This is a genomic window from Gemmatimonadota bacterium (genome assembly GCA_016209965.1).
Taxonomy (GTDB): domain Bacteria; phylum Gemmatimonadota; class Gemmatimonadetes; order Longimicrobiales; family RSA9; genus JACQVE01.
In genome coordinates this window covers 1-26,114 of sequence record JACQVE010000170.1, presented here as the reverse complement: position 1 = coordinate 26,114, position 26,114 = coordinate 1, and the positions used below count along the sequence as shown (strand labels likewise).

Below are 26,114 nucleotides of genomic sequence, written 5' to 3'. Positions count from 1 at the left end.
GAGTTCCGCGCGGTCATGGAGCGCGGTGCTGTGCCGGAAGAGGAGATGTACCGCACGTTCAACATGGGTGTGGGGATGATCGCGATCGTCGCCGCGGCCGACGCTCCCGCCGTTGTCGACGAGCTGCGCCGGCGCGGGCAGGACGCCTGGCTGATGGGCGACGTGCAGGCGGGAGAAAGCCGCGTTAGCCTCGTATGAGGACAGCTCTGGTGATCCTCCTGGCCAGCGCAGCGATGGGGGCGTTCCGCACGGCCCGCGCGCAAGAGGCCGAGCTGGCCGAGGAGTGCCAGCGCCGCGCCGGTTTGGTCGCCGCCTCGGACGAGACGCGCCGTTACTGTAACCTGGTCGCACAGGCGGTCGAGACTGCGCAGCCACAATTGGGGCTGGCGCTGAGCGGCGGGAACCCCGTGCCGGGGACGGCGAGTACGGCGGGAATGCGCCTGGGCGCGCTGCCGCGCCTGAGCTTCTCCCTGCGCGCCACCGGCGTCCTGGTCGAGTTGCCCGACATCCGGCAGCGCAGACGTCGCGGGGAAATCACCTTTGTCCTGCCGGGCCTACACCTGGACGGCTCCGTGGGACTGCTAGCCGGCTTCTCGCCCGCGCCGACCGTGGGCGGGGTCGGCTCGCTGGACGCGCTGCTCAGCCTGGGCGTCGTGCCGCTCCCGGAGGGTGAGGGCTTCCAGGACGAGGCCCCCGTCACCTGGGGCGCAGGACTGCGGCTCGGCATCGTGCGCGAGTCCTTTACCCTGCCCGGAGTCTCGGTATCCGCCATGTACCGCCGCCTGGGCGACCTCACGCTGGGGGACCCCGAGCTGCGGGAAAAGGATTCCTTCTTCACCACGGATCTCACGGCCCTGAGTCTTAGGGGCGCAGTGGGGAAGCGACTCTTCCTGCTCGGCCTGACGGCCGGGGTCGGCTACGACCTGGTGAAAAGCGACCTCTTATTCGGCGTGGACAACCCGGGGGGAGCGGGGCGCATGGCTGTCCGCTTCGACGGCTTCGAGAATGATCGCATCTCTGCCTTTCTGGACGTTTCCTGGACCATGTTGGTTCTGCACGTGGTCGGCGAGCTAGGCTGGCAATCCGGCGGCGATCAGGTGCCCGGCGGCTTTCCCGCAGGTGCGGAAGTCGATGCCGGGGCGGGCAGCGTGTTCGGCAGCCTGGCTCTGCGCCTGTCCATCTGAGTTATGGATGCAGCCGCCGTGGATCGCGCGTGGATGCGGCGGGCCATTGCCCTCGCCGAGGCCGGGTGGGGGCAAGTGCACCCCAACCCTCTGGTCGGCGCCGTGGTTGTGCGGGATGCTCGAGCGGTGGGCGAAGGCTTCCACGCCCGGTACGGCGGGCCGCACGGCGAGGTCGCGGCTCTCGAGGCGGCGGGCCCGGACGCGGCCGGCGCGACGCTGTACGTGACGCTCGAGCCCTGCTCGCACTACGGCAAGACCCCACCGTGCTGCGCCCGGATCCTGGAGTCCGGCGTGCGGCGGGTGGTCTACGGCGCCGAAGACGCGAACCCGCAAGCGGGCGGTGGTGCGGCCCACCTGCGCGCTGCGGGCGTGGACGTCCTCGGCGGCGTCGAGCGCGAGGCTGTGCGCGCGCAGAACGCCATGTTCTTTCACGTGCAGGAGAAGGGCTCGCCATTCGTGGCGCTGAAGTATGCGCTGTCGCTGGATGCCCGCCTGGCAGAGCAGGCGGGGCGCCCGTCCACGGTTACCGGTCCCGCTGCGCAGGCGGAGGTTCAGCGGCTGCGCGCCGGGTTCGACGCCATCATGGTCGGTGCCGGGACCGTCCGCGCGGACGACCCGCGGCTGAACGTGCGGGGGGCGATCCAGCCGCGCACCGCGCCGGCGCGTGTCGTCGTCGACACTCATGCCACCTTGCCGCTGGATAGCCGGTTGGCGCAGACGGCGGGGGACACGCCGGTGTGGCTCTTTTGTGCGGAAGATGCCCCCCGCGAGTCGCAGCTCGGGCTAGAGCGGGCGGACGTGCGCGTGGAACGCGTGCCCCGGGACGCGGGCGGCATATCGCTCGAGGCCGTGCTCGATCGGCTCTGGGCGGCAGGCGTGCAGTCGGTTTTCTGCGAGGGCGGCGGCCGGCTCGGCTCGGCCCTGGTCGCGGCCGGCCGCGTGCAGCGGCTCTACCTCTTTTACGCCCCCGTGCTCTACGGCCAGGCCGGCCCGGCCGCCTTCCCGGGAGAGCCGCCGCGCCAGGCGGCCGGCGGCTGGAAACTACAGCAGCTCCGGCATTTCGAAGACGAAGCACTGCTCGTGCTGGACCGCGCGGAATAGCCGCCGTGTTCACCGGGATCATTGAAGCGCTGGGCCGCGTTCGCGATGTCGAGTCCTTCGGCAGCGGATTGCGCCTGAGCGTTGCCGCGGAGCCGCTGGCGCCCCGGCTCGCCCCCGGCGAGTCGATCGCCGTGGATGGCGTGTGCCAGACCATCGTGGCGGTCGATGCCACCGGCTTCCTGATCGAGGCGGTGGCCACTACGCTGTCGAGGACGACACTGGGCAGCCTCGAGCGGGGCCGCCCGGTGAACCTCGAGCGCCCGCTGGCGCTGGGGGATCGCCTGGGCGGCCATTTGCTGCAGGGCCATGTGGACGGCGTGGGCGAGCTGCTTCGCCTCGAGCGGCAGCAGGAGCTGGTGCTCGCCGAGGTCCGCATTCCTGCGCAGGTTAGCGACGTCACGGTGCTGCACGGCTCGATCGCCATCAACGGCGTCAGCCTGACCGTGAGCGCGCTGCCCGCGCCCGATGTGGCGCAAATCGCGCTCGTGCCCTATACCTGGGAGCACACCGCGTTCCCGCACCTCATGCCGGGTGACGCGGTCAACGTGGAGGGCGATCTGCTGGGCAAGTTTGTCGTCCACTACCTGGCCCGGCGGGGAACTGCCGGGGTATAAAGGACAGGCGGGCGGCCCCATCTATTGGCAGGGAGGTCGGCATGCCGTTCGACCGCGTCGAGAGCGCGATCCAGGATATCCGCGACGGGAAAGTGGTGATTGTCGCGGATGACGAGGACCGTGAGAACGAAGGCGACCTGGTCTGCGCCGCAGCCAGGATCACGCCGGAAATCGTGAACTTCATGGCCACGCACGGCCGCGGGCTGATTTGCGCGGCGCTCGCGGCCAGCCGCGTCGACGAGCTCGAGCTGGCGCCCATGACCGAGTCCGGCCAGGAGGGTTTCGGCACCGCCTTTACGGTCTCGGTGGACGCCCACCCCCGCTTCGGCGTGACCACAGGCATCAGCGCTCGGGACCGGGCGCGCACCATTGAACTGCTGGTCGATCCCGCCACTCGATCCTCCGACCTGCGCCGGCCCGGCCACGTCTTCCCCCTCCGCGCCGTGCCGGGTGGCGTGCTGCGGCGCGTGGGCCAGACCGAGGCGTCCGTCGATCTGGCGCGCCTGGCCGGACTGCCCCCGGCCGGTGTGATCTGCGAGATCATGAATACCGATGGCAGCATGGCGCGCCGCCCCGACCTCGAAGTCTTCGCCAGGAAGCACGGCCTGAGGTTCGTCACTGTGGCCCAGATCGTGGCTTACCGGCTGCGCACGGAACGGTTGGTGCGGCGCATTGCCGAAGCCAACCTGCCCACTCCGTTCGGCGAGTTCCGGGTCATCGCCTTCGAGAACCAGATCGACCACCGCGAGCACCTCGCCCTGGTCAAGGGCGAGATCGCAGGCAAGAAGAACGTGCTCGCGCGCATGCACTCGGAATGCCTGACCGGCGATGTCTTCCACTCGCTGCGCTGCGACTGCGGCGAGCAGCTCCACGCCGCCATGCGGCGCATCGATGAACAGGGCGAGGGGGCCGTTGTATACCTGCGGCAGGAGGGGCGCGGCATCGGCTTCGCGAACAAGATCCGGGCCTACGCGTTGCAGGACGAGGGACAGGATACAGTCGAGGCGAACGAATCCCTGGGCTTTAAGCCCGATCTTCGGGACTACGGCATCGGCGCGCAGATCCTCCTGGATCTCGGCCTGACCTCGATCCGCTTGCTCACCAACAATCCGCGCAAGGTGGTGGGCCTCGAGGGCTATGGCCTGAAGATCACGGGCCGGGAGCCGATCCAGATCGCGCCCACCGACTACAACCGTGGCTACCTGGCGGCAAAACGAACCAAGCTGGGACACCTGCTGCTGGAATCCGATAGCTCCGGGGCGCCCGCTCCTGCACTTCCCCAAGGTGGTGCAGGGCAGGGGGCCCGCGCGGCGGAGCTGGAGGCACTCCCCAAGGCGGTGCCCAGTGGATCCTGAGCACGCACCCGCCGGGGACGGATCGTGGCCGAACGCCACCGTGTTTGCGAATTCGACCACTTAGGGCAGGTCAGGAAGGGTCAAAGGTGGCGGAGATACGCGGGCGGCCGGATGGAACAGGCAAGCGCTTCGCGCTGGTGGCCAGCCGGTTTAATGAGCTTGTCACGGAGCGACTGGTCGCGGGCGCCCGGGCCTGCCTCCTGCAACACGGCGTGCGGGAAGAGGACGTGGACGTGATCTGGGTCCCCGGGGCATGGGAGCTGCCGCCGGCCGTGCGCCGCGTGGCACGGCGCGCACGCTACGCCGGCGTGGTCGCCCTGGGCTGCGTGATTCGGGGGGAAACACCGCACTTCGAGTACGTGGCCGGCGAGGCGGCCCGCGGACTGGCGGCGGTGGGGCGGGCAGCAGCAGTGCCCGTGAGCTTCGGCGTGCTGACCACCAATGACGCGGAGCAGGCGCTGGCACGCGCGGGCGGCAAGGCCGGCAACAAGGGTTGGGACGCGGCGCTGAGCACCCTGGAAATGGCGGACCTGTTCCAGCGTCTCGGGAAGGCGAAGGGTGCGGGCTCGTAGCCGGGCGCGAGGCTGGGCGCTCCAGATTCTGTACGCCTGGGAGGCGCGTGGCGCGCAAGGCTCGCCGCTCGCCATCCTGGAGAACTTCCTGGAAGAGGGCCGGATCGCTGAATCCGGCCGCCCTCACCTCGTGCGCATTCTGCGCGCCGTGGCGGAGCACCGCCAGGAGATTGACGGGCTCGTCCAGCAGGCGTTGACCAACTGGCGGCTCGAGCGCCTCTCGGCTATTGACCGCAACGTGCTCCGCCTCTGTGCGGCCGAAATGGGGTACCTCGAGGACGTGCCCCGCCGGGTCGCGCTCCAGGAGGCGATCCACCTGGCCGAGAAATACGGCACGGCCGAGAGCGCCCGGTTCGTGAATGGGGTGCTCGATGCCGTGCTCCACAAGCTCGAGGGCCGGGAGCCCGCCTCGCTCCGGGAGGGGGAGGGAAGCTGAACCTCCTGGTGATTAATTGGCAGGACCGTCTCAACCCGCAGGCGGGCGGCGCGGAAACCCACCTGCACGAGGTCTTCGGCCGGCTGGTGCGGTGGGGGCACCGGGTGACACTCCTCGTCTCCGGCTGGCGGGGCGCGCCGCGCCAGGCCGTGGTGGACGGGATGGAGGTACACCGGGCGGGCGGCCGGCACACCTTTGCCCTCGCGGCCGCCGCCTATTACCGGACTCGGCTGCGCAGCCCGGACTTCGATCTCGTGATCGAGGACCTGAACAAGGTCCCGCTCTTCACGCCTCTCTGGGTCAGTCGCCCGCTTGTCCTGCTGGTCCATCACCTGTTCGGCCGAACGGCCTTCGAGGAGGCGGCTCTGCCGCTGGCGGCCGCTACCTGGATGCTGGAGCAGCCCCTCGGCCGCGTCTACCGCGGCGTGCCGACCCAGGCCGTTTCCGGAAGTACCGCCCTCGACTTGCAGGGCCGCGGCTTCGCTGCTGCTCAGATCACGGTGATCCCCAACGGCATCGACCTCGAGAGCTATTCTCCGGCGGGCGACGGTCGCTTTCCGCAGCCCACGCTCCTCTACCTGGGGCGTCTCAAGCGCTACAAGCGGATCGACCTGGTGCTCCAAGCTGTGCGCACGCTGCGCGAGCGGGGGGTCGCGGCGCGCTTGATCATCGCCGGGCGCGGCGATTATGCTTCGCAAATCGAGAGGCTCCGGGACGAGCTCCGTCTCCACGACCGCGTCCAGATCCTGGGCTATGTGTCGGAAGAGGAAAAGCGGGAATTGCTGCGCCGGGCGTGGGTGCACGTCCTGACCTCATCCAAGGAGGGGTGGGGCATCACCAACCTGGAAGCCGCGGCGTGCGGCACGCCCACGGTGGCCAGCGATTCGCCGGGGCTGCGGGATTCGGTGGTCGATGGTGCCACCGGGTTCCTGGTGCCGCACGGCCGCACCGACGCGCTGGCCGACCGGCTCGAGCTGTTGTTGATCGACCAGGCGCTGCGCAGTCGCATGGGCCAGCAGGCGCGCACCTTTGCCGAACACTTCAGTTGGGAGCGCGCCGCCCGCGACACACTGGCCCATCTCGAACAGGTGCTGCGCCCTGCCGCATAGCCGCGGCCCGGCGCGCCGCGTGGAAGGTGAGCCGTGGACTCCGAAACCTGGGAGGACCCGATGGACATCAGCATTACCGCACGTCATTGCACAGTTCCCGAGTCGGTCCGCTCGCGCGCCCAGGAACGAATGCGGCGCCTGACCCGATATGACCCGCGCATCGCCTCTGCCAGCGTGAGCTTCGCCACCGACCATGGCCGCATGCGGGCGGAGGCGCGGCTCGCTGCCGCCGGCGGCCACGTCATGGTGGCTGGCGGCGATGGTGACACCTTCCGCATGGCGCTGGATCGGGCGGCAGACCGGCTGGCCCGGCAGCTCAGGCGGGCGCGAAAGCGCGACCGCGACCATCGCGCCGCGAAGCTGTCGGAGCTGCCTGCACCCGCCACGGGGAGCTCTTGATCGTTGGGTAAGCTCACAGTCGAAGAACTGCTGCGCACCAAGCAGCAAACGCTGGCCCTCGAGCTGCTCACGGACGGCTGCAGCCTGGACCGGAAGATCGAAGGCCCCAACATCTCGAATCCCGGCCTGATCCTGGCCGGCTACACCAAGCGCTCGCCGCGCGGACGACTGCAGGTGCTGGGCGAGACAGAAATCAGCTTTCTCCGCTCGCTGGCGCCCGACGAGCTGCAGCGCGTGCTCGAGACCTTCTACGCCCTCGAGATGCCGGCCATTGTGGTCACGAAGAGCCTCGAGATCCCGCCCCTCATGCTCGAGCTCGCACGACGCCGCGGCATCCCCCTGATCCGGTCCAGGCTCAAGACGGGCGACTTCTACCGTCGCATCCAACCCTACCTCGAGGAGCAGTTCGCGCCCGCGACCACCATGCATGGATCGCTGGCCGACGTGTATGGCGTGGGCTTGCTCTTCGTGGGCCGGAGCGGCATCGGCAAGAGTGAGTGTGTGCTCGACCTGGTCGAGCGCGGGCATCGCCTGGTGGCCGACGACCTGGTGCACATCACGCGGCGGGGCAACGACATCCTGCTAGGTCGGGGTCACGAACTGCAGCGCCACCACATGGAGATCCGCGGCATAGGCATCATTGATATTCCCGCGCTCTTCGGGATCCGGGCGATTCGCCAGCAGAAGCGGATCGAGGTCGTGGTCCAGCTCGAAGAGTGGAATGATCGCGTCTACTACGACCGCACGGGCCTCGAGGCCCAGGAGATCGAGATCCTGAGCGTCAAGTTGCCGAAGGTGGTCATCCCGTTGAACCCCGGCAAAAACATCACCGTGATCTCCGAGGTGGTGGCCATGAATCACCTCCTGAAATACTCCGGCATCCACTCCGCCGCCTTGTTCGACCAGCAACTGCGCGAGGCTATGCGACCCGTCCGGGATTACCTCGAGGAGGACTATGAGTGAGCCCGGCCGGCCGGCCCGGGGCATCGTCGTTGCCCACGGCTCTCTGGCGCAGGGGCTCGTGGACGCGGCGCAGCGCATCACCGGCGCGGGGCCCGAGGTGCTCGGCGCCGTCAGCAATCAGGGTCTTTCACCGGAGCTCCTGGCGGCGCAGATCCGCGAGTTGATCGGCCCCGAACCGACTATTCTGTTCACCGACCTGCAGAGCGGCAGTTGTGGCTTCGCCGCCCGGCGCCTCGGCCTCGAGCATCCGGGCGTAGTCGTGATCTCCGGCGTGAACCTGCCTGTGCTCCTCGAGTTCGTGACGCACCGCGAGCTCCCCCTCACCGAACTCGTGCCCCGCCTGCTGAGCAGAGGGCGCAACACGATCTGCTGCGCGCCGGCCGAGCTGGAGAGAGATGCCCATCGTGCTATATCGAGTGGATGAGCGCCTCATCCACGGGCAGGTGGTGGTGGGCTGGGGTATGGCGCTGCACCCCCATCGTATCGTGATAGTCGACGACGAGCTGGCGCAATCCTCGTGGGAGCAGGAGCTGTACGGGCTCGGGCTGCCGCCGAATCTGGCCACGGACTTCGAGGACGTGGAAACGGCGCGCCGCCACCTGCAGGATTGGCAGCAGCACGCGGACCGCGTGATCCTGTTGACGCGGGACTTAGGTACCATGCGGCGGCTGGCGGAGGGCGGCCTGCTCCGGGGTGCGGAAGTGAATGTCGGGGGGATCCACTACGCCCCCGGCCGGCGCGCCGTGCTCCCCTACCTTTATTTGAGCGGCGAGGAAGAGCGAGAGGTCTTGCGCCTGGCTGAGGAGGGCGTGGTCAGCACGGCGCGGGACCTGCCCGGCTCCCGGCGCATCGAGCTGCTGCAGCTCCTCAGGCAGAAGGACATCCGCGAATGAGCTGGCTGGCTGTAGCGCTCCTCGGTGGCGTCGTCGGACTGGACGCGACCTCGTTCCCGCAGATCATGATTTCGCGACCCCTCGTCGCCGCGTCGCTCACGGGCCTGCTCCTGGGGCATCCGGGCATCGGTGTGGCCGTGGGTGTCCTGCTCGAGGCCTCGGCGCTGCTCATCCTGCCCGTCGGCGCAGCTCGCTATCCGGAGGCGGGCACGGCAGCCATTGCGGCTACGGCCGCGCACATCCAGAGTGGGGCTGCGGTGCCCGATCCCGTATTGCTCCTGTTTGCCGTGCTGGTCGGTCTGGGCTGGGAGCGCCTCGCCGGGTTGGCCGTCCATCAGGTGAGGCGCCTGAACGAACGTGTGGTCGGGAACGTGCTCGACCACACGCCCGCGGCCGCGCCCCGGCAGCTCGAGCGCCGTCACCTGCTGGCCATGGGCCTCGACTTGCTGCGCGGCGCCGCGGTGACGCTGGCTGGTGCGGCAGTCGGGGTAGCGTTGCTCCGGCACCTCAGCGGCCTTTGGGAGCTGGAGGGCTCCTGGGCGGTGGGCACGCTGGCCGTCACGGGAACCGCCATGCTGGCCGCCACGCTGCCCCTGTTTGGCGGGTGGGGCGAGCGTCGCATCGCCGTGCTGCTGGGCCTGTTGTGCGGGTCCATCCTGCTACTGGTCCGCTAATGCGGCTGGGCACCGGGGTGCGGCTCGTTGTCTTCCTGCGCTCCTTCGCGATCCAGGGATCATGGAATTACCGGACCTTGCTCGGCACCGGCTTCGCGTTTGCCCTTCTGCCCGCGCTGCGCGTAATCTACCGCAACGAGCCGCAGCTTCTGGCAGAAGCGCTCGAGCGCCACAGCCGCCTGTTCAACAGTCACCCTTACCTGGCCCCCGTGGCCCTCGGCGCGGTAGCCACGCTCGAAGCGGAGCGAGAGGACCCGGCCGTGGTCGAGCGTTTCAAGACCGCAGTGCGCGGATCGCTCGGCACCCTGGGGGACCGGCTGGTCTGGGCAGGCTGGCGGCCGGTCTGCGTGCTGGCAGCTCTGGCGCTGCTCTTTGCGGGCGCGCCTTGGTGGGTGGCGGTGTTCGGGTTCTTGATCATCTACAACTCGGGGCACGTGCTGTTGCGAGCTTGGGCTCTGCGCCTCGGACTGCGCGAGGGCATAGGCGTGGGCGAACGGCTGCGGCACTCGCCACTCGGGCCCGCCCAGCGCTGGCTGGACCTGCTGGGCGCTTTCCTCGTCGGACTGGTGCTGCCACTCGCAGCGGCGGGGAAGGTGGTGGGAACGGTGCTGCCGCTCCCCTGGATCGCGCTGGCCGGCCTCGCTGCCGTCGCAGGGCTGCGTTACGGCAGCGCGATCCGCACGCCCATGATCGCCTTGCTCGCGCTGCTCGGCATCGTGGGACTGGCGCTGAAGATGCTGCCATGAGCGCGGCTTCTCTGGCCCACGAACGCCGCGTATGCATCCAGAACAAATACGGCCTGCACGCCCGGCCGGCAGCCGAGTTCATCAAGCTGGCCAACCGCTTTCAGTCGGAGATCCGGGTGCGGAAAGACGAACTCGAAGTGAATGGCAAGAGCATCATGGGGGTCATGATGCTGGCCGCGGAATGCGGCAGCGAGATCACCATCTGGGCCAGCGGCGAGGATGCGGCGGCGGCGGTCGAGCAGTTAGCGGCGCTGGTAGCGCGTCAGTTCGGAGAGGGGGAGGCGTGAGCCTGATCCGTGATGGCATTCCCGCGTCTCCGGGCATCGTGATGGGGCCGGCTTACGTGCTGCGCTTGGAGGTCCCGCGCATTCCGCAGGCGACCGTGGCGCCGGAGGCCATAGCGAGCGAGATCGAGCGATTCCAGGAGGCACGGGAATGGGCCAAGACCCGGATTCGCGAGGTCCAGAGGCAGACGGCGGAGCGGCTGGGAGCGGTGGAAGCGCAGATTTTCGAGCCGCAGATCCTCATGCTCGACGACCCCGACCTGGTCCAGGGCACGGTCAACTACATCAGCGAGAATCACCTCTCGGCGGCGCGGGCGTTCGAGCTCCGCATGCTCGAGTTCGAGGCAGAGTGGCGCAGGGCGGCCCACCCCATGATCCTGGACCGGCTTAACGATCTGCTGGACATCGAGCTGCGCGTGGTGCGGCGCCTGCTCGGACTTCAGGATCCCGATCTCGCGCTGCAGGGACTGGAGCAGCGAGTGATCCTCGTCGCCCGGGATCTCACTCCCACCATTACCGTGCAGCTCGATCGCACCGCGATCCTGGGGATCGCCACGGATGCGGGCACGCGAACCTCGCACTCCGCGATCCTCGCACGAGCGCTGAACCTCCCCGCCGTCGTCAGCCTGGGCGATCTTTCCGACCACCTCCAGACGGGCCAGGAATTGATCCTGGACGGCCGCACGGGCCGGGTCATTCTCGAGCCCACGGAGCAGGAGAAGGAGGTCTATCGCGGCCGGGACGTGAAGGTGAGGGAGTGGGAGCAGGAACTCGTGCTGCTCGCGCACCTCGAGCCGATAACGCCGGATCAGCAGCCCGTACTGCTCCGGGCGAACATCGACCTGCCTGCGGAGGCGGAAGCGGCGCGCTCCCACGGGGCGCAAGGCGTCGGCCTCTTCCGCACCGAGTTCGTGGTCGTGGGGCGCAGCTCGGCGCCTGAGGAGGAAGAGCAATACCGGGCCTACCGCCACGTTGCCGAGGCGTTCCCACACCAGGCCGTCTTCATCCGAACGTTCGACCTGGGCGGTGACAAGTTCCCGCTTTTCTTGCAGATGCCGCCCGAAGAGAACCCCTTTCTCGGGTGGCGCGCCATTCGCGTCTGCCTCGACTTGCCCGAGCTCTTCCGCGTCCAGCTCCGCGCCCTGCTGCGCGCCACTGCGCATGGCGATGTGCGCATCATGCTGCCCCTCATCAATGATGTGGACGAAATCCGGCGCACGCGTCAGCTCCTGGAAGAGGAGGCGGACCGGCTGCGCGCACAGGGGATCGCCCTCAATCCTGGCTACAAGCTCGGCGTCATGATCGAGACGCCGGCCGCCGCGCTGACGGCCGCCGAGCTCGCTCGATACGCGGATTTCTTCTCCATCGGCACCAATGACCTGGTGCAGTACACCCTGGCCGTTGACCGTGGCAATTCCCGTCTGGCGCGGCTCTACACGCCCTTCCACCCCTCGGTCATCCAGTTGCTGAAGCGGACAGCCGAAGCCGGCCGCGCCGCCGGCATCGAGGTGAGCGTCTGCGGCGAGCTGGCCGGCAATCCCCTGGGCGTGCTCCTCTTACTCGGCCTCGGCATCACCGCGCTCAGCGTCGGGCCGGCATCCCTGCCCGAAATCAAGAAAGTCATCCGCAGCATCTCTGCGACCGACGCGCGCGCTGTCGTGGCTGAAGCGCTCGAGGCGGCCACAGCCGAGGAGGTGACTGACTTGCTCGTGCGAGGGATCTCGCGCTGGCTCGACCTCTCGCTCTTCTCCGGCCGCTGGAACTTGTCGCCGGTCGCCTGAGCGGCTAACTTTCTGCCCCGACTTCGAGAGCCGGACAGGAGTTGAGTTGAGTCGTCGCCTCTTCACGTCCGAGTCGGTCACGGAAGGTCACCCGGACAAGATTGCCGATCAGATCAGCGACGCGGTGCTCGATGCCGTCCTGCTCCAGGATCCGGCCGGCCGAGTAGCCTGCGAAGCCCTGGTCACCACCGGATTGGCGCTGATCGCGGGCGAGATCACAACCACCGCGCGCGTCGATATCCCCGGAGTCGTGCGGCGGACGATTTCCTCGATAGGCTATACCAATGCCGAGTACGGCCTGGACGGCCAGAGCTGCGCGGTGCTGGCCTCCCTCAACCAGCAGTCGGCGGACATCAGACTCGGCGTCGACCCGGGTGGCGCGGGGGACCAGGGAATGATGTTCGGCTACGCCGCCGACGAAACGCCGGAGCTCATGCCGGCGCCGATTCTGCTCGCGCACCGCCTGGTCGAGCGGCTGGGTTGGCTGCGCAGGAGCGGGCGGCTCCCCTGGCTGCGCCCCGACGGAAAGGCGCAGGTGACAGTCGAGTACGATGGGGACCGGCCGTCACGCCTGCATACCGTCGTGTTGAGCGCGCAGCACGCCCCCGAAATGAGCCTTGCACAGGTACGCGAGACGCTGCTCGAGGAGGCCATCGTCCCCGTGCTGCCGGCCGAGCTCTTCGATCGCCCGTACTGCGCCCTGCATATCAACCCCACAGGTCGCTTCGTCACCGGCGGCCCGCAGGCCGACACCGGGCTCACGGGACGCAAGATCATCGTGGACACCTATGGCGGCAGCGGGCGCCATGGTGGTGGCGCGTTCAGCGGCAAGGATGCTTCCAAGGTGGACCGATCAGCCGCTTACGCTGCGCGCTGGGCCGCGAAAAACGTGGTGTCCGCCGAGCTGGCGCGTCGCTGCGAGGTGCAGCTCGCCTACGCGATCGGCGTTGCCGAGCCGCTCGCCGTACAGGTGGATACCTTTGACACGGGGGAGCTGCCTGACGAGCAGATTGCCCAGGGGTTGAAGGAAGTATTCGACTTCCGGCCGCGCGCCATCATCGAAGCGCTCGGCCTCAGCCGGCCGATCTTCACGGCTACCGCAGCCTACGGCCACTTTGGCCGCACGCCGTACACGCGCGAGTCGGACATTGGAATGCTGGAGTTCTTCGCCTGGGAGAAGACCGACCGGGTTGGCGCCCTGCGCGCGGCTGTCGGCGCCTGACAACTCGATGGCAGGAGTGGACATGCCCATTGACACTGGTGTGCCTTGCCATATCCGTGACCCCGCCCTGGCCCGGAGGGGGCGCCTCCGCACCGAGTGGGCCGAACGGCAGATGCCCGTGCTGCGCCAGATCCGGGAGCGCTTCGAACGGGAGCGGCCGCTCCAGGGGCTGCGTCTCTCTGCATGCCTTCACGTCACCACGGAGACGGCCCATCTGGCCGTGACCCTCCAGGCCGGCGGCGCGGAGGTGGCGCTGTGCGCCTCCAATCCCTTGTCGACCCAGGACGACGTCGCCGCCCACCTGGTGCGGGATCACGAGATTTCGGTATACGCGATCAAGGGCGAGGACCACGACACCTACTACGAGCATATCCGGGCGGCGCTCGCCCACCGGCCGCACATCACCATGGATGACGGTGCTGACCTGGTGGGCTCCCTGCACATGATCGCGCTCCAGCGCTTTGACGACCTGGCCGCCCCGGTCCGCGGCTGGGCAAGCCAGCTCGCGGCGGCCGAGCGGGACGAGCTCGCCGCCGGCGTGATGGGCTCGACGGAGGAAACCACGACGGGCGTCATCCGGCTGAGGGCAATGGCTCAGGACGATGTGCTGCTCTTCCCGGTGATCGCTGTCAACGATTCCTATACCAAGCACCTCTTCGACAACCGCTACGGCACGGGTCAGAGCACTCTGGACGGGATCCTCCGCGCAACCAACATGCTGCTCGCCGGATCCGTGGTCGTGGTGGCCGGGTACGGATGGTGCGGTCGCGGGTTCGCCATGCGGGCGCGCGGCGCCGGCGCCAATGTGATCGTCACGGAAGTCGACCCGGTCAAGGCGCTGGAAGCGGCGATGGACGGGTTCCGCGTCATGTCCATGGAGCGGGCCACCGTGGAGGGGGATCTGTTCGTGACCCTCACGGGCGATGTCCATGTGATCCGGGAGGAGCATTTCCGCGCCATGAAGGATGGCGCGGTGGTCGCCAATGCGGGCCATTTCAACGTGGAGCTGGCGCTCGACACTCTGGCCAGCATCGCCGACGGCGAGCCCCGGGAGGTGCGCGACTTCGTGCAGGAATACCGCATCGCCGGCCAGCGGGTGTTCGTGCTCGCCCAAGGTCGATTGGTCAATCTGGCGGCGGCGGAGGGGCATCCGGCTTCGGTCATGGACATGAGCTTTGCCAACCAGGCGCTGGCGGCCGAGTATATCGCGCGCCACGCCCAGGAGCTGACCCGACAGGTCTATCGAGTTCCCGAGTCGATTGACCGCCAGATTGCGGCCCTGAAGCTGGCGGCTATGGGCATCGAAATCGACCGCTTGACGCCCGAGCAGGAGCGCTATCTCGCGTCCTGGCAGCTAGGAACCTGATCCCAGTCTCAAGGCGTGGAGACCGCTATGACGGAAGTAAAAGTGCAGAGCCTAGGACTGGACCGGGCATCCAACACGCCGGTAGTCATCCTGCAGGAGAAGTCCGGGAATCGGGTGCTGCCTATCTGGATCGGACCGGGAGAGGCGAGCGCCATAGCCATGGAGCTGGCCGGAATGAAATTCTCCCGCCCCCTGACGCATGACCTGTTTGCTTCCGTGATTGTGGGGCTGGGTGGCGCGCTGCAGCGCGTGGTGATCAGCAGGGTGGTGGAAAACACCTATTACGCCGAGCTGATCATCCAGCGCGGAGCGGAGCTCTTCAGCGTGGACGCGCGGCCCTCCGATTCCATTGCCATTGCCCTGCGCATGCAAGCGGCGATCTTCACCAGTGACGAGCTGCTGGAGAACACTGCCATCGAGATCACCGACGCGGAAGCCGCGGAATTCGCCGAGCCCGAAGAGGCGGAAGGCGGCAAGGCAGGCGGTTCAGAGGGGCTGCGCGCCGAGGAGCTGAAGAACTACTTGCGCCGGCTGAATCCCGAGGACTTTGGCCGATTCACCCCCTGATGCCGCCCCTCCCTAGCGCAGGCTGTACTCATGCCCCTCATCAGTGCGGACGCGCTCATCCTGCAGGCCTTTCCCTACGGCGAAACCAGTAAGATCCTGCGACTGCTGACCGGAAGCCACGGCGTCCGCTCGGCCATCGCCAAGGGGGCGCTTCGGCCGCGCAGCCGCTTCGGCGGCATCCTCGAGCCCTTCACTGACGGCATCGCCACGCTCTACCTCAAGGAGTCCCGAGAGCTGCAGACTCTGAGTAGCTTCGAGCTGGCGCGCAACCGCCAAACCCTGGGCCAGGACCTGCTCCGATTCGGCGGCGCTTCACTAGTTGCCGAGCTCGTGCTTCGCACGGCCAGTGAGGAGCCGGACGCGCTTCTCTTCGAGCAGGTGCGGCGCGCGCTGGACCGCCTGGAAAGCTGCCAGCCGGTCGAACTCGAGAGCAGGATCCTGGCGGAAGTTTGGGCGCTCGTCGGACGCCTCGGCTTTGCGCCGGCTCTGGAGACGTGCGGCGAGTGCGGGCGAAGAGTTCCAGCGGCGGAGGACGTCCACCTGGACTTTGACGCCGGCGGCCTCCGCTGCACCGGTTGCGCGGACACCGGCGGCGGCGCCCGCTTGCCCGCACGGGCGCGCCTGGACCTCCTCCGGCTATGCGCCGGCGAGGCCGTGGTACTGCGGCGCACGGACGGACACTGGATGGTGCTGTCCCGATTCCTGGCCCAACACGTGCTCCACGGCGGGGTGCTGCACTCCCTCGACTTTCTGGCGGACGCGGTCCGGAGAGGGGCATGCGCCGGCTGATCCTGGCGACGGCCGGCCACATCGACCATGGCAAGACGGCGCTGGTACGCGCGCTGACCGGGATCGACACGGATCGGCTTCCTGAGGAGAAGCGACGCGGCATTACCATCGACCTGGGCTTCGCCAACCTGGCCCTCGCTCCGGACCTCGAGCTGGGGATCGTCGATGTGCCGGGCCACGAGGCGTTCGTCCGGAACATGCTCGCCGGGGCCACGGGCATGGACCTCGCCCTACTCGTCGTTGCCGCGGATGAAGGGGTCATGCCTCAGACGCGCGAGCACCTGGCCATTGTCGAACTCCTGGGTGTGCGCGCCGGCGTCGTCGCAGTCACGAAAAGCGACCTGGTCGAGACGGCCTGGCTCGAGCTGGTCATGGATGAGCTGCGCCGTGAGCTGGCGCCGACCGCCTTCGCTCAGGTGCCGATCATCCCCGTCTCCGCCCGCACCGGCGCCGGCCTCGAGAATCTGCGCGAGGCGCTGGCCAGGGCCGTGCAGCGAGTGGACGACCGGACGGCCGACGATCTCTTCCGTCTGCCCATCGACCGCGTCTTCACGGTTCGGGGGACGGGGACGGTCACCACGGGAACCGTGTGGAGCGGCCGCGTGGAACGGGATCAGGTCGTGCGCGTGCTGCCCAGCGGAGCGAGCGCCCGGATCCGAGCCCTGCAGCAACACGGCCGGGAAGTCGTTGCCGTGGCCGCCGGGCAGCGGGCGGGCATTGCGCTGGCGGGGATCGAGCGCCAGGCATTGCGGCGCGGCGCGGTCCTGGTGACTGGAACCGCCTGGCAGAGCTCACACATGCTCACGGTCCGCTTGCGCTTGCTCGCCCATGCCGCACACTCGGTTCGGAACCGCCAGCGGGTGCGCTTCCACCTGGGCACGGCTGAGGTCATGGGCCGGGTCGTTACCTTCGGGCGGACAGAGCTTGGCCCGGGCGAGGAATGCTGGGCTCAGCTCCGCCTGGAAGCGCCAGTAGTCGCGCGCGCGGGCGACTGTTTCGTGATCCGCTCCTACTCCCCTGTAACCACCATCGGCGGAGGGCGCGTGGTCGAACCGGCGCCCCCGAAACGTCCGCGCCTCCTTCCCGCTGAAGCCGAGGCGCTCTCCGCGCTCCTCGACCGCCCCGTCGCCGAGGCGATCCCGGCGCGCGTCCGCCTCGCCGGCTGGGGTGGCCTCCCGGCCGACCGCTTGCCCATCGAGACGCCGCACCCGCCTCCTGCCGTCGGCGCGGCGCTCGCCCGCCTCGAGGCCACAGCCCTGCTCAGAGTCGGCGGCCTCCTCTTCAGCCATGAGTTGGCCGACAGCGCGCGGCAAATCCTCGCCGCTGCGGTCGAGCGCCACCACGCGGCCCAGCCGCTGCGACCAGGCATAGACCGCGAGGAACTGCGTCGCGCGCTGCCGCCCCACGCGCCGGCCGCCCTTGCCGAATGGGCGCTCGAGAGCCTGCTCGCGGAAGGAAGAATCGAAGCCCGCGGCCGAAACGTTGCCCGGGCGGGCTTCACTCCCGAACTCGCCGCGGAACAGCGCCAGGCGCGCGACGAGCTGGTCCGCATCTTCGAGCAGGCGGGCCTCGCCCCCCCAACCGTGGCAGAGTTGCCTGCGGCGCTCGGCCAGCGGCCGGATTTCTGGCCGCTACTCAAGTTGCTCGAACAGGAGGGTCGCCTGGTTAGCCTCACTCCAGACCTCTACTTTGCCCGCCCGGCCCTGGAAAACGCCATCCGCGCGCTGCGCCGCGAGCTGACCGCCGGCATCGGCCTTACGCCCCAGGAGTTCAAACGCGTCCTGCCCGTCTCCCGCAAATTCCTCATCCCCCTCCTCGAATACCTGGACAGCACCGGCGTCACCCAGCGCCGCGGCGACGAACGCTTCCTCCGCACCAACGCCTGAGTGGAATTCGTAAGTACGGTCACGCACCCAGCCAGTGGGGACGGATCGGCGGCCGAATGCGACCGTACTTGCGAATTCGACCACTAAGGCGGGTGCACGGCCCCCGCGGCCTCTGCCCGCGCGGCCTCAGCGGCCTCAGCCCGACTCTTGACTGGGGCGTGAGCGCGGCCTATGTTGCAACCGCCGAGTCGTGTGGACGCGGCGACCCAGGTGTCCCAGGTACTGGAGGGCCATCGCAAACTCAGCTACGGCACAGCAGTTCTGTGCGGAGGTGACGATGAGGCGCGGTAGCGGCGTCGGTGTCGTCCTCCTTCTCGCGCTCGCCTTACTCCCCGCGCCGCTGCTCGGACAGGACCCGGGGGGCGGTGGATCCACGGCCGGACGAGCGCGCGGATTCCGACTGGAGCCCAACTATCCGAACCCGTTGAACCCGGAAACACGGCTCCGCTTCTTTCTGGGGGACGAGCTTTTCGCCAGCGGCAAGCCGGTCGTAGTTTCGATCCGGATCTACAACGTGCTGCAACAGCTCGTCGCGGTGCCCACCGCGTTGAACCACCCGGAGGGGAACAGCGTACCGGTGGACGTGCTCGAGTACACGACGTCGGGCTTGAAGGAGGCGTTCTGGGATGGGCTCGACGTGAGCGGCCGGAAGGTCGCCTCGGGGGTGTATTACCAGCAACTCGTTGTCAACGGCGAGAGCACGGTCCGCAAGATGGTGGTCGCCAAATAGGAGGGCGAACCAGACGGCCAATTCTGTCAGAGCTGATTGAGGCGCCGGACCCTGGTCGGATCCGGCGCCTCGATTTTTGCGGCGAGTGGTCGAGTCAGCTACCGGAGCTGCGCGGGGTACCGGGATGCTGCCGCCGGGGGAGCAACGGGGCTCAGAGGGCCTTGTCCTCCAGCAGTTGCAGGAACTCCTCGGGCGTGTCGAGTGACCTGAGCCGCTTGGGCACTTCCGGGTCCTTGGCAAACTGGGCGATCTTGCCCAGGACAGGCAGGTACTGGTTGCTGACCTCGAGGGGCGGCGCGACAATGAGGAAGAAGAAGTAGACGGGCTGGTTGTCGATGGCCTTGTAATCCACACCCTCTGGCTTGCGGCCGAACGCGATGCGCAGGCGATTGGCCACCAGCGATCGGCAGTGAGGAATGGCGATGCCGCGGCCAATGCCGGTAGACCCGAGGTTCTCGCGGCGCTTCAGCATCTTGAAGAGGATGCCCTCGCTCTTCTCGTCCAGCCCGAGCAGGTGGATGAGCTCTTTCAGAACATCATCCTTCGTCTCTCCCTGGAGCTGGAGTTTGACGATGTCTTTATTGAAAAACTCCCTCAATTCCATGCTGCCCTCCGCAGCGGCTGACGGGGCGCGTCAGGAGAAGCGGAGGCAAGATAAGAGCGGTTCCGGCCGCCTGTCAAAACGCTCTCGCCCAATTGCTTGCGCCGCCAGGCAGGCTTAGATTCTGGCATGGTTTCAGCGTTTTTTACCCTGTTCGGCCGCGGCCGCGTACCCTTACTTCTGGCTCCGCAGGCGGGAGTGAGCGAGGCGCCTTTCCGCCGCCTCTGCCGGGGCTTCGGTGCGGACGTGGTCGTCAGCGAGTTCATCAGCGCCGAGGGCCTGCGGCGGGGGCGCGAGCGCACCTGGAAGCACCTGCGCTTCGACGATGCGGAGCGGCCCATCGGCATCCAGATCTTCGGCGCTGAGCCGGCGGCGATGGCGGAAGCCGCAGCGCTGGTGGCCGAGGTCTACGAGCCGGACTTCATTGACGTCAACTTTGGCTGCCCGGTCAAGAAGGTCGTCAACAGGAATGGGGGCTCCGGTTGCCTGAGGGATCTGGACCTGGTCACGCACATCCTTCGGGCAGTGGACGCGGCGACCCCGCTGCCTACTACGGTGAAGGTCCGCAGCGGGTGGAGCGAGGAAATGCGCGACCCGGTGGAGATCGCGCTGCGTTGCCAGGATGCGGGAGCGCGCGCGTTGACCTTGCACGCCCGCACTCGCACGCAGATGTACTCGGGCGCCGCGGACTGGGACGAGATCGCGGCCGTTGTCGAGGCGCTGGAGATTCCCGTCATTGGGAACGGGGATGTCTGGACCGGTCACGACGCCCGGCGCCTGCGGGAGCACACCGCCTGCGCGGGTATCATGATCGCCCGCGGCTCGCATGGCGCACCCTGGATTTTCGCGCAGGCGCGGGCCGCCCTGGAGGGTAGACCCGTGCCGCCGGACCCGGACGTGAGCGAGCGGTTCCGGGTGGTTCTCGAGCACGCGCGCAACGCCATTGCGTTCGAGCGGGACGAGCGGCGGGCCATGATCGAATTCCGCAAGCACCTGGGCTGGTACACGAAAGGGTTGCCGGACGGGAGCTCCATGCGGCAACGGCTTTTTCAGGTCAAGAGCCTGCAGGACGCGCGGCGCATCCTGGAGGAATATCTCGGAACCTACCTGGCGGCGGCAGCGTGACACGGGAGCGGCTGCTGCGGCTGTTGGAAGAGGTGGCGGCGGGCGCCGAGACGCCGGGTGCGGCACTCGATCGGATGGCCTGGCTGCCGGTCGAGGAGGTCGTCGTGGCGGACCCCGCCACGGCAATTGCGCGACTGGACCATCACCGCGAGCTGCGGCAGGGGTACCCCGAGGTCGTCTACTGCCCGGGAAAAACACCGCCCCATCTGGTCGAGGTTTGTGCCCGCCTCGCCGCGCGCGGCCGCGGCTTTCTCGCCACCCGCGCCGATGAGGCGGCGCGGACAGCGCTGGCCGCGGCGTTCCCGGCGGCCACCGTGCACGAGGTGGCCCGGATCGTCCACCTGGTGGCAGAAGAGCCGGCGCACGCCCGGTACACCGGTCCGGTGTTGGTCGTGAGCGCCGGAAGCGGGGACCTTCCCGTTGCTGAAGAAGCTGCGGTCACGGCGGCGGCGCTCGGGAACGCCGTCGAGCGCCTCTACGACGTAGGTGTGGCAGGGATCCATCGGCTGCTGGGTAACGCGGGCGCCCTCAAAGAGGCGGCCGTGGTCATTGTCGTCGCCGGGATGGAGGGCGCCCTCCCCTCCGTCGTCGGCGGCCTCGTACGCGTGCCCGTGATCGCGGTGCCGACGAGCGTCGGCTACGGTGCATCCTTCGGCGGCGTCACGGCGCTGTTGGCCATGCTGACCAGTTGCGCCGCGGGTGTCACGGTCGTGAACATTGACAATGGGTTCGGCGCGGCGTGCGCCGCGACGCGAATAAACCAGCTTCTGGTAAGACCTTCCTGAAGGCGCGGTTGGCGAATCGCCTGTCCGGCTACCGGCCGCCACTCGGGGGCGCCGTACTCGCCTACGCCGCAGCGCTGCTTTCTGCGCCGTGGCTGCCGCTAGCCGGGATGCTGGCCGCGGCGATCGCCGCCGCAGCGTTTCTCGCCCTGGCCTGGCTGCGCGCCGGCCGACCGGCCAGCGCCCTCTTCTCGGCCGCGCTCTGGCCGGTACTGCACACGTTCCTGCTCGCCAGTGGCGGACTCGCCTCACCACTCCTTCCGCTCGTCGCAACCTGGCTCCTCCTCCTGGCCATGCAAGCTTCCCGGCGTCGCGCAACCCTCGCGGCCGCTGCCGCCATCGCGCTTCTCCTGGCTGCAGATGCCTGGACCGCCGCCCTCACGCTGCGAGGCGGATTGGCCGCGCTTGCAGCAGCGGCCGCGGGCCTGCTTCCGGCTGCCGTGTTCGGCCGGTTGGGCGGCAGGCTCGAGGCGCAGGAGCGCGTGCTCGAGCGCATTGCGGCCGAAGCTGGCGGCCGCGGCGAACGGGGCGAGGAAGCCGAAGCGGCGCGCAGGCTGCGGGAACTCGAGCGGACCCTCGAAGCACTGAAAAGGAGCCTGGGCGCCTGGCGGGCTACGTTGTGGGACGTCGATGCCGCGGGTGAGCGCGCGCTGCCGCAGGTCGCCAGCGGAGGGGAGGCGCCTGCCGCCGCCCGCCTGGCCGGCGACCCGCTCCGCTGGGCTTGGGAGGAAGGGATGCCTCTGCGCTTGGAATCGCCGCCCGCCTGGGCCGCGCCAGGCACCCGCGCGTGCGTCGTGCCCATCGACCCCGGCGGGGAACGGAATGCGCTCCTCACGCTCGAGTACGATTCCGCCGCAGCGCTTCCGGAAACCGCGGCGCTCGAGGCGGCTGCCGCTCACCTGCGCGTGTTCCTGCGCATGCAGCTACGCGAGGCGCGGGCGGTGGCGACACGCGAACGCTTCCGCCAGGTCCTCGAGCTCCTGCGACGCCTGCCACGCGAGATCGAGCTCGATACCTTCGCCCGCGAGCTCGCCGAATCCGCGCGGGCGCTGGTGGGTGGCACCGGCGCCGCCCTGGCCGCATGGGACGAGGGCGCCGGAGCCATTCTCGCCGTGGTCGGCGAAGATGGCGGGCCTGCGCCCGGCGCGGCATTCGCGCCCCTCGAAAGCGAGCTTGCCCTCGCCGCGCGCGGCGGCGCGGCCATCCTCCGGGAACACCGGCGGGCCCGCCGCAGAACACTGCCCGTCGCCGTGACCGGCGAACGCTGGCTGGCCCAGCCGCTCTCGCTCGCCGCCGTGCCGCTCCCCGACGCCAGCCGCGCCGTCCTGGGCGTGCTCGCGGTCTGGAGCACAAAGGAGCCGCGCCTGGATCCCGAGGCGGTTGGTGTGCTCGAGACCCTGGCGCCATACGCGGGACTGCAGCTTCGCCACGCCCGGCAGTATCATCAGGTCCGCGACGACGCCGAGCGTGATGCGCTCACCGGTCTCCACAACCGCCGGGCGTTCGAGGAGCGCATGGCAGCGGAGCTGGCCCGCTTTCAGCGCTATCGTCGGCCCGTCGCGTTGCTCCTTGCCGACATCGATCATTTCAAGCAGATCAACGACACGTACGGCCACGAGGCGGGGGACGCGGTGCTGCGCGCGCTGGCCCAGACCGTTCGAGGATCGGTGCGCGAGACCGACTTCGCCGCCCGACTCGGCGGAGAGGAGTTTGTCGCACTCCTGCCCGAGACCGGCCTGGGTGAGGCGCAGGAGGCCGCCCAGCGATTGCTGGACCGGGTGCGGCGCGGCGGTGTGGCCTGGCGGGGGCGGGTCATCCCGGTCCGCGTTTCCATCGGCGTGTCTGCCTGCCCGGAATGCGTGCCGGAGCCAGGCATGGTCCTGCGCAGCGCGGACGCGATGCTCTACACATCCAAGGCGGCGGGGCGGAATCGCGTCACCGCTGCGCCCGTTGACTCCGGCGCGGAGCTTGCCTAACTTTCTTGTTGTAGGGGCCGACACGGATTCGACGTGTTTAGTGAAGTCGGTGCTGCGTGCCGAGGTCCCGTCACCTCGTAAAACTGCGGGAAAACCAATAAGTGCCAACTCTCAGCTGGCGCTGGCCGCGTAAGGAACTTACGCGCCTGTCTTCAGTCGGACCCGGCCCGAGGTGAGGCTGAAGACATCGATCGAATCGGGCTGGCCCGCCCGGCGCGCCTTGAGCCGGAGGGGTGAGACTCGACGAGGCTGGTCCGCAAGAGGCCGTCTGCCAGCCGCCGAGCGGACGAGAAAACCGAAGGGTAGACTAAGCACGTAGAGGCGCCGGGGGATCTATTCACGGACGCGGGTTCGACTCCCGCCGGCTCCATCCAACGCCCGGACTGCTTCGGTGGTCCGGGCGTTTTTTTGCTCAGAATCAATGTCCTCGGGAGTCTCACCCGCGGCTCGCTGCGCTCGCGACGCGGGTTGACCTGCGCGGACTGCGTCCGCTCGGTCACCTTCGGTTCGACTCCCGCCGGCTCCATCCAACGCCCGGACTGCTTCGGTGGTCCGGGCGTTTTTTTGCTCAGAATCCCCAGGCTGCTGCGCCAGTAGAAGGGGCGGGCCGCGACGGAGCGCGTGGCCCGGCCCCCCAACGTGAAGTAGTCCTGCACGCCGAGGGCCACACCGCGCATCCACTCATCCACCACCACCAGCACGCGCTGCATCGGGCTCCGTCGGCTGAACGCAGACTAGCTTTACAACTGCTAAGGGGACGTGGTACTTTCACGGCCCGTTCAATGCCGGGACACAAGTTCCGTGCCGACCCCAGTCATCCGTGGAACGACTCTCGCCTGACCGACTCGATAGCCTGCTCGATCGCGCACGCGACACCCGCGTGCTGGTGATCGGCGATCTCATGCTGGACATCTATCTGCGCGGCGCCGCCTCGCGCATCTCGCCAGAGGCGCCGGTCCCCGTGGTCCGCGTCACCGAGGAGTGGCAGGCCCTGGGCGGCGCCGGCAATGTGGCCGGCAACGTCATCGCTCTGGGCGCAAGCTGCGAGGTCGTGGGCTGCGTGGGCCGCGACGCGGCCGGGGCCGAGGTCGCGCGGGAACTCGCCCGCCTCGGCGTCGAGGGGCGTGGGCTGTGCATGGCCGACGGCCGGCCCACGACTGTCAAGACCAGAATCATGGCCCGTCACCAGCAGGTGGGGCGCTACGACCGCGAGTGGGACGAAGATGTCGACCAGGCGTGCACCGCCGAGCTGGTCGCGGCCGTGGATGAACTGGCCACGGCGGCGGATGCGCTGGTGCTCGAGGACTACGACAAGGGGGTGGTGGTGCCGGCCGTTATCGAGGCGGCACTGGACGCGGGCCGCAGACTGGGCCGCCCTGTGGTCGTGGACCCCAAGGCCCGGCATTTCTTCGAGTATCGGGGCGCTACGGTGTTCAAGCCTAACCTCGGCGAACTGGCTGCCGCGCTGCGCGGCCCCGTCCTCTACAGTGACCCGGAGTGGATGGAGCGGATGCGCCGGCACATGGACTGCAGTCACCTGCTTATCACACTGGGCGAGGAGGGGATGACGCTGATGACCGAGGAAGGCCAGCACCTGCGCATCCCGCCGGACGCGCGCTCCGTCTACGACGTTTCCGGCGCGGGCGATACCGTCACCGCCGCCCTCGCCGTAGCCCTGGCCGCCGGCGCTACCATCGTGGAAGCGGCGCTGCTCGCCAACCATGCCGCCGGTATCGAGGTGGGCAAGGCGGGTGTGGCCACGGTATCAGCGGACGAGTTGCGCCTGGCCGTCCGGCAGCACGCGATAGCTTCCTCGCAGCCCTGAGATGAGGGCGGTAATGCCACAGCTCGAACGCATCCAGACAGCGGCGGCGCCGCAGGCCATCGGACCCTATAGCCAGGCGCTCGTGGCTGCCAACCTGCTCTTCACGGCCGGTCAGATCCCGCTCGACCCGGAAACGGGAGCCCTCGTGCAGGGCGACGTCGCCGCCCAGACCGCCAGGGTGATGGAAAACCTGAGCGCCATCCTGGAAGCCGCAGGCGCCTCCCTCGGCGCCGTCGTGAAAACCACGGTCTACCTCGCAGATATGGACGATTTCGCCGCCATGAATGAGGTGTACGCCCGCTACTTCGGTGATCACAAGCCTGCGCGCTCGACCATCCAGGCGGGGCGGCTGCCGCGCGATGTCAAGATCGAGATCGACGCCATCGCCGTCCTGCCCTGAACGTACCCAGCGGAGCCGCAAGACCGCCTCGTGGCCGACGTGGTAGAGCGCAGGATCGGCGAGTTGACCATTCGCATCGACCGGCTCCTCTGCGTAGGATTTGGCGACTGCATGGCCATCGCAGCCGAAGTCTTCCACTTCGATGACGAGGGTGTGGCCGCCTTCAAAGCGGAGGCGCCGGTGATCGAAGCGGAGCGCTTGATCCGGTCCTGCGCCGCATGCCCCGTGGATGCCCTGAGCGTGTTCGATGCCAGAGGCAGGCAGATCGTGCCATAGTCCCTGGGTTCCGCCCTTCCCGTGCCGGGTTGCCCTGACTGGTCCTGGTTCACCGCCTACGTAGTTGAAAGCGCCATCCCGAGTGGCGGGCCCTGCCGCCACGCGCGCTGGCGCGCCACCTGCAGGATAAGAACCGTAGGAAGTTGTTCCTCGGCCTGCATCGCGGGGGCCGCGGAACCGGCGTGCGGGTGCCGCCAGATACGGTTCTGCAGCAGAGGAGTAGAGGAGGGATCGCACCCAGTGGACGCCGCGCCTCGCGGCGCCCGGGCGCGCGACGGGGGGCAGGCTTCGAGCGAGGCTCGGCAACTGAACGGCAGGCCGCCTGTGCACGCGGGGCCGCTCTGCCCGGCAGGGCCGGCGCGGAACCTTGCCGCTGCGGTTCGGGTTTTATGCGCAAGCCGGGGCGGGCAAGTTGCCTCGAGGCCGATAGACGGGTTATACTCGACAAGCATGAGACG

The 26,114-nt window shown here is 68.7% G+C and carries 29 protein-coding genes and 1 other RNA gene; 29 read left to right on the top strand and 1 reads right to left on the bottom strand.

Annotated elements, in window-relative coordinates; all coding sequences use genetic code 11:
* Window positions 1-15 precede the first annotated feature (15 nt).
* The 22 genes from HY703_06975 (at window position 16) to HY703_06870 (ending at window position 18,671) form a co-directional block, all read left to right on the top strand.
* Window positions 16-198, top strand: a complete 183-nt coding sequence (locus tag HY703_06975; GenBank protein MBI4544917.1) for a hypothetical protein — start codon at window positions 16-18, stop codon at window positions 196-198.
* Complete coding sequence (locus HY703_06970; GenBank protein MBI4544916.1) at window positions 195-1,184, top strand: hypothetical protein; 990 nt, start codon at window positions 195-197, stop codon at window positions 1,182-1,184. The genes HY703_06975 and HY703_06970 overlap by 4 nt, the downstream gene beginning before the upstream one ends.
* Before the next feature lie 18 nt (window positions 1,185-1,202).
* A complete protein-coding gene (gene ribD, locus HY703_06965) occupies window positions 1,203-2,285 on the top strand; it encodes a bifunctional diaminohydroxyphosphoribosylaminopyrimidine deaminase/5-amino-6-(5-phosphoribosylamino)uracil reductase RibD (GenBank protein MBI4544915.1) in 1,083 nt (360 codons plus the stop codon).
* Window positions 2,286-2,290: 5 nt separating this feature from the next.
* Complete coding sequence (locus HY703_06960; GenBank protein MBI4544914.1) at window positions 2,291-2,899, top strand: riboflavin synthase; 609 nt, start codon at window positions 2,291-2,293, stop codon at window positions 2,897-2,899.
* Window positions 2,900-2,940: 41 nt separating this feature from the next.
* Entirely contained in the window at window positions 2,941-4,254 is a 1,314-nt protein-coding gene (locus tag HY703_06955) for a bifunctional 3,4-dihydroxy-2-butanone-4-phosphate synthase/GTP cyclohydrolase II (GenBank protein ID MBI4544913.1), read from the top strand.
* 86 nt (window positions 4,255-4,340) lie between these two features.
* Window positions 4,341-4,826 (top strand): 6,7-dimethyl-8-ribityllumazine synthase, encoded by a 486-nt coding sequence (locus HY703_06950; GenBank protein ID MBI4544912.1) that lies wholly within the window; start codon window positions 4,341-4,343, stop codon window positions 4,824-4,826.
* Window positions 4,813-5,262, top strand: a complete 450-nt coding sequence (gene nusB, locus HY703_06945) for a transcription antitermination factor NusB (protein ID MBI4544911.1) — start codon at window positions 4,813-4,815, stop codon at window positions 5,260-5,262. The genes HY703_06950 and nusB overlap by 14 nt, the downstream gene beginning before the upstream one ends.
* An 8-nt stretch (window positions 5,263-5,270) precedes the next feature.
* A complete protein-coding gene (locus tag HY703_06940) occupies window positions 5,271-6,371 on the top strand; it encodes a glycosyltransferase family 4 protein (protein MBI4544910.1) in 1,101 nt (366 codons plus the stop codon).
* A 33-nt stretch (window positions 6,372-6,404) separates the two neighbouring features.
* Window positions 6,405-6,770, top strand: coding sequence for a ribosome-associated translation inhibitor RaiA (gene raiA / locus HY703_06935; protein MBI4544909.1), 366 nt, complete (start codon window positions 6,405-6,407; stop codon window positions 6,768-6,770).
* Between the two features lie 3 nt (window positions 6,771-6,773).
* On the top strand, window positions 6,774-7,733 hold the full coding sequence (hprK, locus tag HY703_06930; protein ID MBI4544908.1) for an HPr(Ser) kinase/phosphatase: 960 nt from the start codon (window positions 6,774-6,776) through the stop codon (window positions 7,731-7,733).
* Entirely contained in the window at window positions 7,726-8,157 is a 432-nt protein-coding gene (locus HY703_06925) for a hypothetical protein (GenBank protein MBI4544907.1), read from the top strand. The genes hprK and HY703_06925 overlap by 8 nt, the downstream gene beginning before the upstream one ends.
* Window positions 8,129-8,626 (top strand): PTS sugar transporter subunit IIB, encoded by a 498-nt coding sequence (locus HY703_06920; GenBank protein ID MBI4544906.1) that lies wholly within the window; start codon window positions 8,129-8,131, stop codon window positions 8,624-8,626. The genes HY703_06925 and HY703_06920 overlap by 29 nt, the downstream gene beginning before the upstream one ends.
* Entirely contained in the window at window positions 8,623-9,300 is a 678-nt protein-coding gene (locus tag HY703_06915) for a PTS sugar transporter subunit IIC (protein MBI4544905.1), read from the top strand. Before HY703_06920 ends, HY703_06915 begins: the two co-directional genes overlap by 4 nt.
* Entirely contained in the window at window positions 9,300-10,046 is a 747-nt protein-coding gene (locus tag HY703_06910) for a PTS system mannose/fructose/sorbose family transporter subunit IID (protein ID MBI4544904.1), read from the top strand. Before HY703_06915 ends, HY703_06910 begins: the two co-directional genes overlap by 1 nt.
* The gene (locus HY703_06905; protein MBI4544903.1) at window positions 10,043-10,333 is read left to right on the top strand and encodes an HPr family phosphocarrier protein; all 291 of its coding nucleotides are present in this window, start codon (window positions 10,043-10,045) and stop codon (window positions 10,331-10,333) included. Before HY703_06910 ends, HY703_06905 begins: the two co-directional genes overlap by 4 nt.
* On the top strand, window positions 10,330-12,111 hold the full coding sequence (ptsP, locus tag HY703_06900) for a phosphoenolpyruvate--protein phosphotransferase (GenBank protein ID MBI4544902.1): 1,782 nt from the start codon (window positions 10,330-10,332) through the stop codon (window positions 12,109-12,111). Before HY703_06905 ends, ptsP begins: the two co-directional genes overlap by 4 nt.
* A 46-nt stretch (window positions 12,112-12,157) precedes the next feature.
* Complete coding sequence (locus HY703_06895) at window positions 12,158-13,333, top strand: methionine adenosyltransferase (protein MBI4544901.1); 1,176 nt, start codon at window positions 12,158-12,160, stop codon at window positions 13,331-13,333.
* A 40-nt stretch (window positions 13,334-13,373) separates the two neighbouring features.
* Window positions 13,374-14,699, top strand: coding sequence for an adenosylhomocysteinase (gene ahcY / locus HY703_06890; GenBank protein MBI4544900.1), 1,326 nt, complete (start codon window positions 13,374-13,376; stop codon window positions 14,697-14,699).
* Window positions 14,700-14,726: 27 nt separating this feature from the next.
* Window positions 14,727-15,266: a bifunctional nuclease family protein gene (locus tag HY703_06885; protein ID MBI4544899.1), complete on the top strand. Its 540-nt coding sequence runs from the start codon at window positions 14,727-14,729 to the stop codon at window positions 15,264-15,266.
* Window positions 15,267-15,296: 30 nt separating this feature from the next.
* Window positions 15,297-16,055: a DNA repair protein RecO gene (recO, locus tag HY703_06880; protein MBI4544898.1), complete on the top strand. Its 759-nt coding sequence runs from the start codon at window positions 15,297-15,299 to the stop codon at window positions 16,053-16,055.
* Window positions 16,043-17,941, top strand: a complete 1,899-nt coding sequence (gene selB, locus HY703_06875; protein MBI4544897.1) for a selenocysteine-specific translation elongation factor — start codon at window positions 16,043-16,045, stop codon at window positions 17,939-17,941. The genes recO and selB overlap by 13 nt, the downstream gene beginning before the upstream one ends.
* A 277-nt stretch (window positions 17,942-18,218) precedes the next feature.
* Complete coding sequence (locus tag HY703_06870) at window positions 18,219-18,671, top strand: hypothetical protein (GenBank protein MBI4544896.1); 453 nt, start codon at window positions 18,219-18,221, stop codon at window positions 18,669-18,671.
* A 151-nt stretch (window positions 18,672-18,822) separates the two neighbouring features.
* Here the strand turns inward: HY703_06870 and HY703_06865 are convergent, their stop codons facing one another.
* Complete coding sequence (locus HY703_06865; GenBank protein ID MBI4544895.1) at window positions 18,823-19,275, bottom strand: PTS sugar transporter subunit IIA; 453 nt, start codon at window positions 19,273-19,275, stop codon at window positions 18,823-18,825.
* A gap of 195 nt (window positions 19,276-19,470) precedes the next feature.
* Here HY703_06865 and dusB point away from each other — a divergent pair, with 195 nt between their 5' ends.
* From dusB to HY703_06830, 7 genes are all read left to right on the top strand, one after another.
* Window positions 19,471-20,397, top strand: a complete 927-nt coding sequence (gene dusB, locus HY703_06860) for a tRNA dihydrouridine synthase DusB (protein ID MBI4544894.1) — start codon at window positions 19,471-19,473, stop codon at window positions 20,395-20,397.
* Between the two features lie 74 nt (window positions 20,398-20,471).
* Entirely contained in the window at window positions 20,472-21,182 is a 711-nt protein-coding gene (gene larB / locus HY703_06855) for a nickel pincer cofactor biosynthesis protein LarB (GenBank protein MBI4544893.1), read from the top strand.
* 8 nt (window positions 21,183-21,190) lie between these two features.
* The gene (locus HY703_06850; protein ID MBI4544892.1) at window positions 21,191-23,155 is read left to right on the top strand and encodes a GGDEF domain-containing protein; all 1,965 of its coding nucleotides are present in this window, start codon (window positions 21,191-21,193) and stop codon (window positions 23,153-23,155) included.
* Between the two features lie 13 nt (window positions 23,156-23,168).
* Window positions 23,169-23,528, top strand: a transfer-messenger RNA (tmRNA) gene (gene ssrA / locus HY703_06845).
* Between the two features lie 447 nt (window positions 23,529-23,975).
* Entirely contained in the window at window positions 23,976-24,980 is a 1,005-nt protein-coding gene (locus HY703_06840; protein ID MBI4544891.1) for a D-glycero-beta-D-manno-heptose-7-phosphate kinase, read from the top strand.
* Window positions 24,981-24,993: 13 nt separating this feature from the next.
* The gene (locus HY703_06835) at window positions 24,994-25,380 is read left to right on the top strand and encodes a RidA family protein (GenBank protein MBI4544890.1); all 387 of its coding nucleotides are present in this window, start codon (window positions 24,994-24,996) and stop codon (window positions 25,378-25,380) included.
* Window positions 25,381-25,410: 30 nt separating this feature from the next.
* Window positions 25,411-25,656, top strand: coding sequence for a ferredoxin (locus HY703_06830; protein MBI4544889.1), 246 nt, complete (start codon window positions 25,411-25,413; stop codon window positions 25,654-25,656).
* Window positions 25,657-26,114 lie beyond the last annotated feature (458 nt).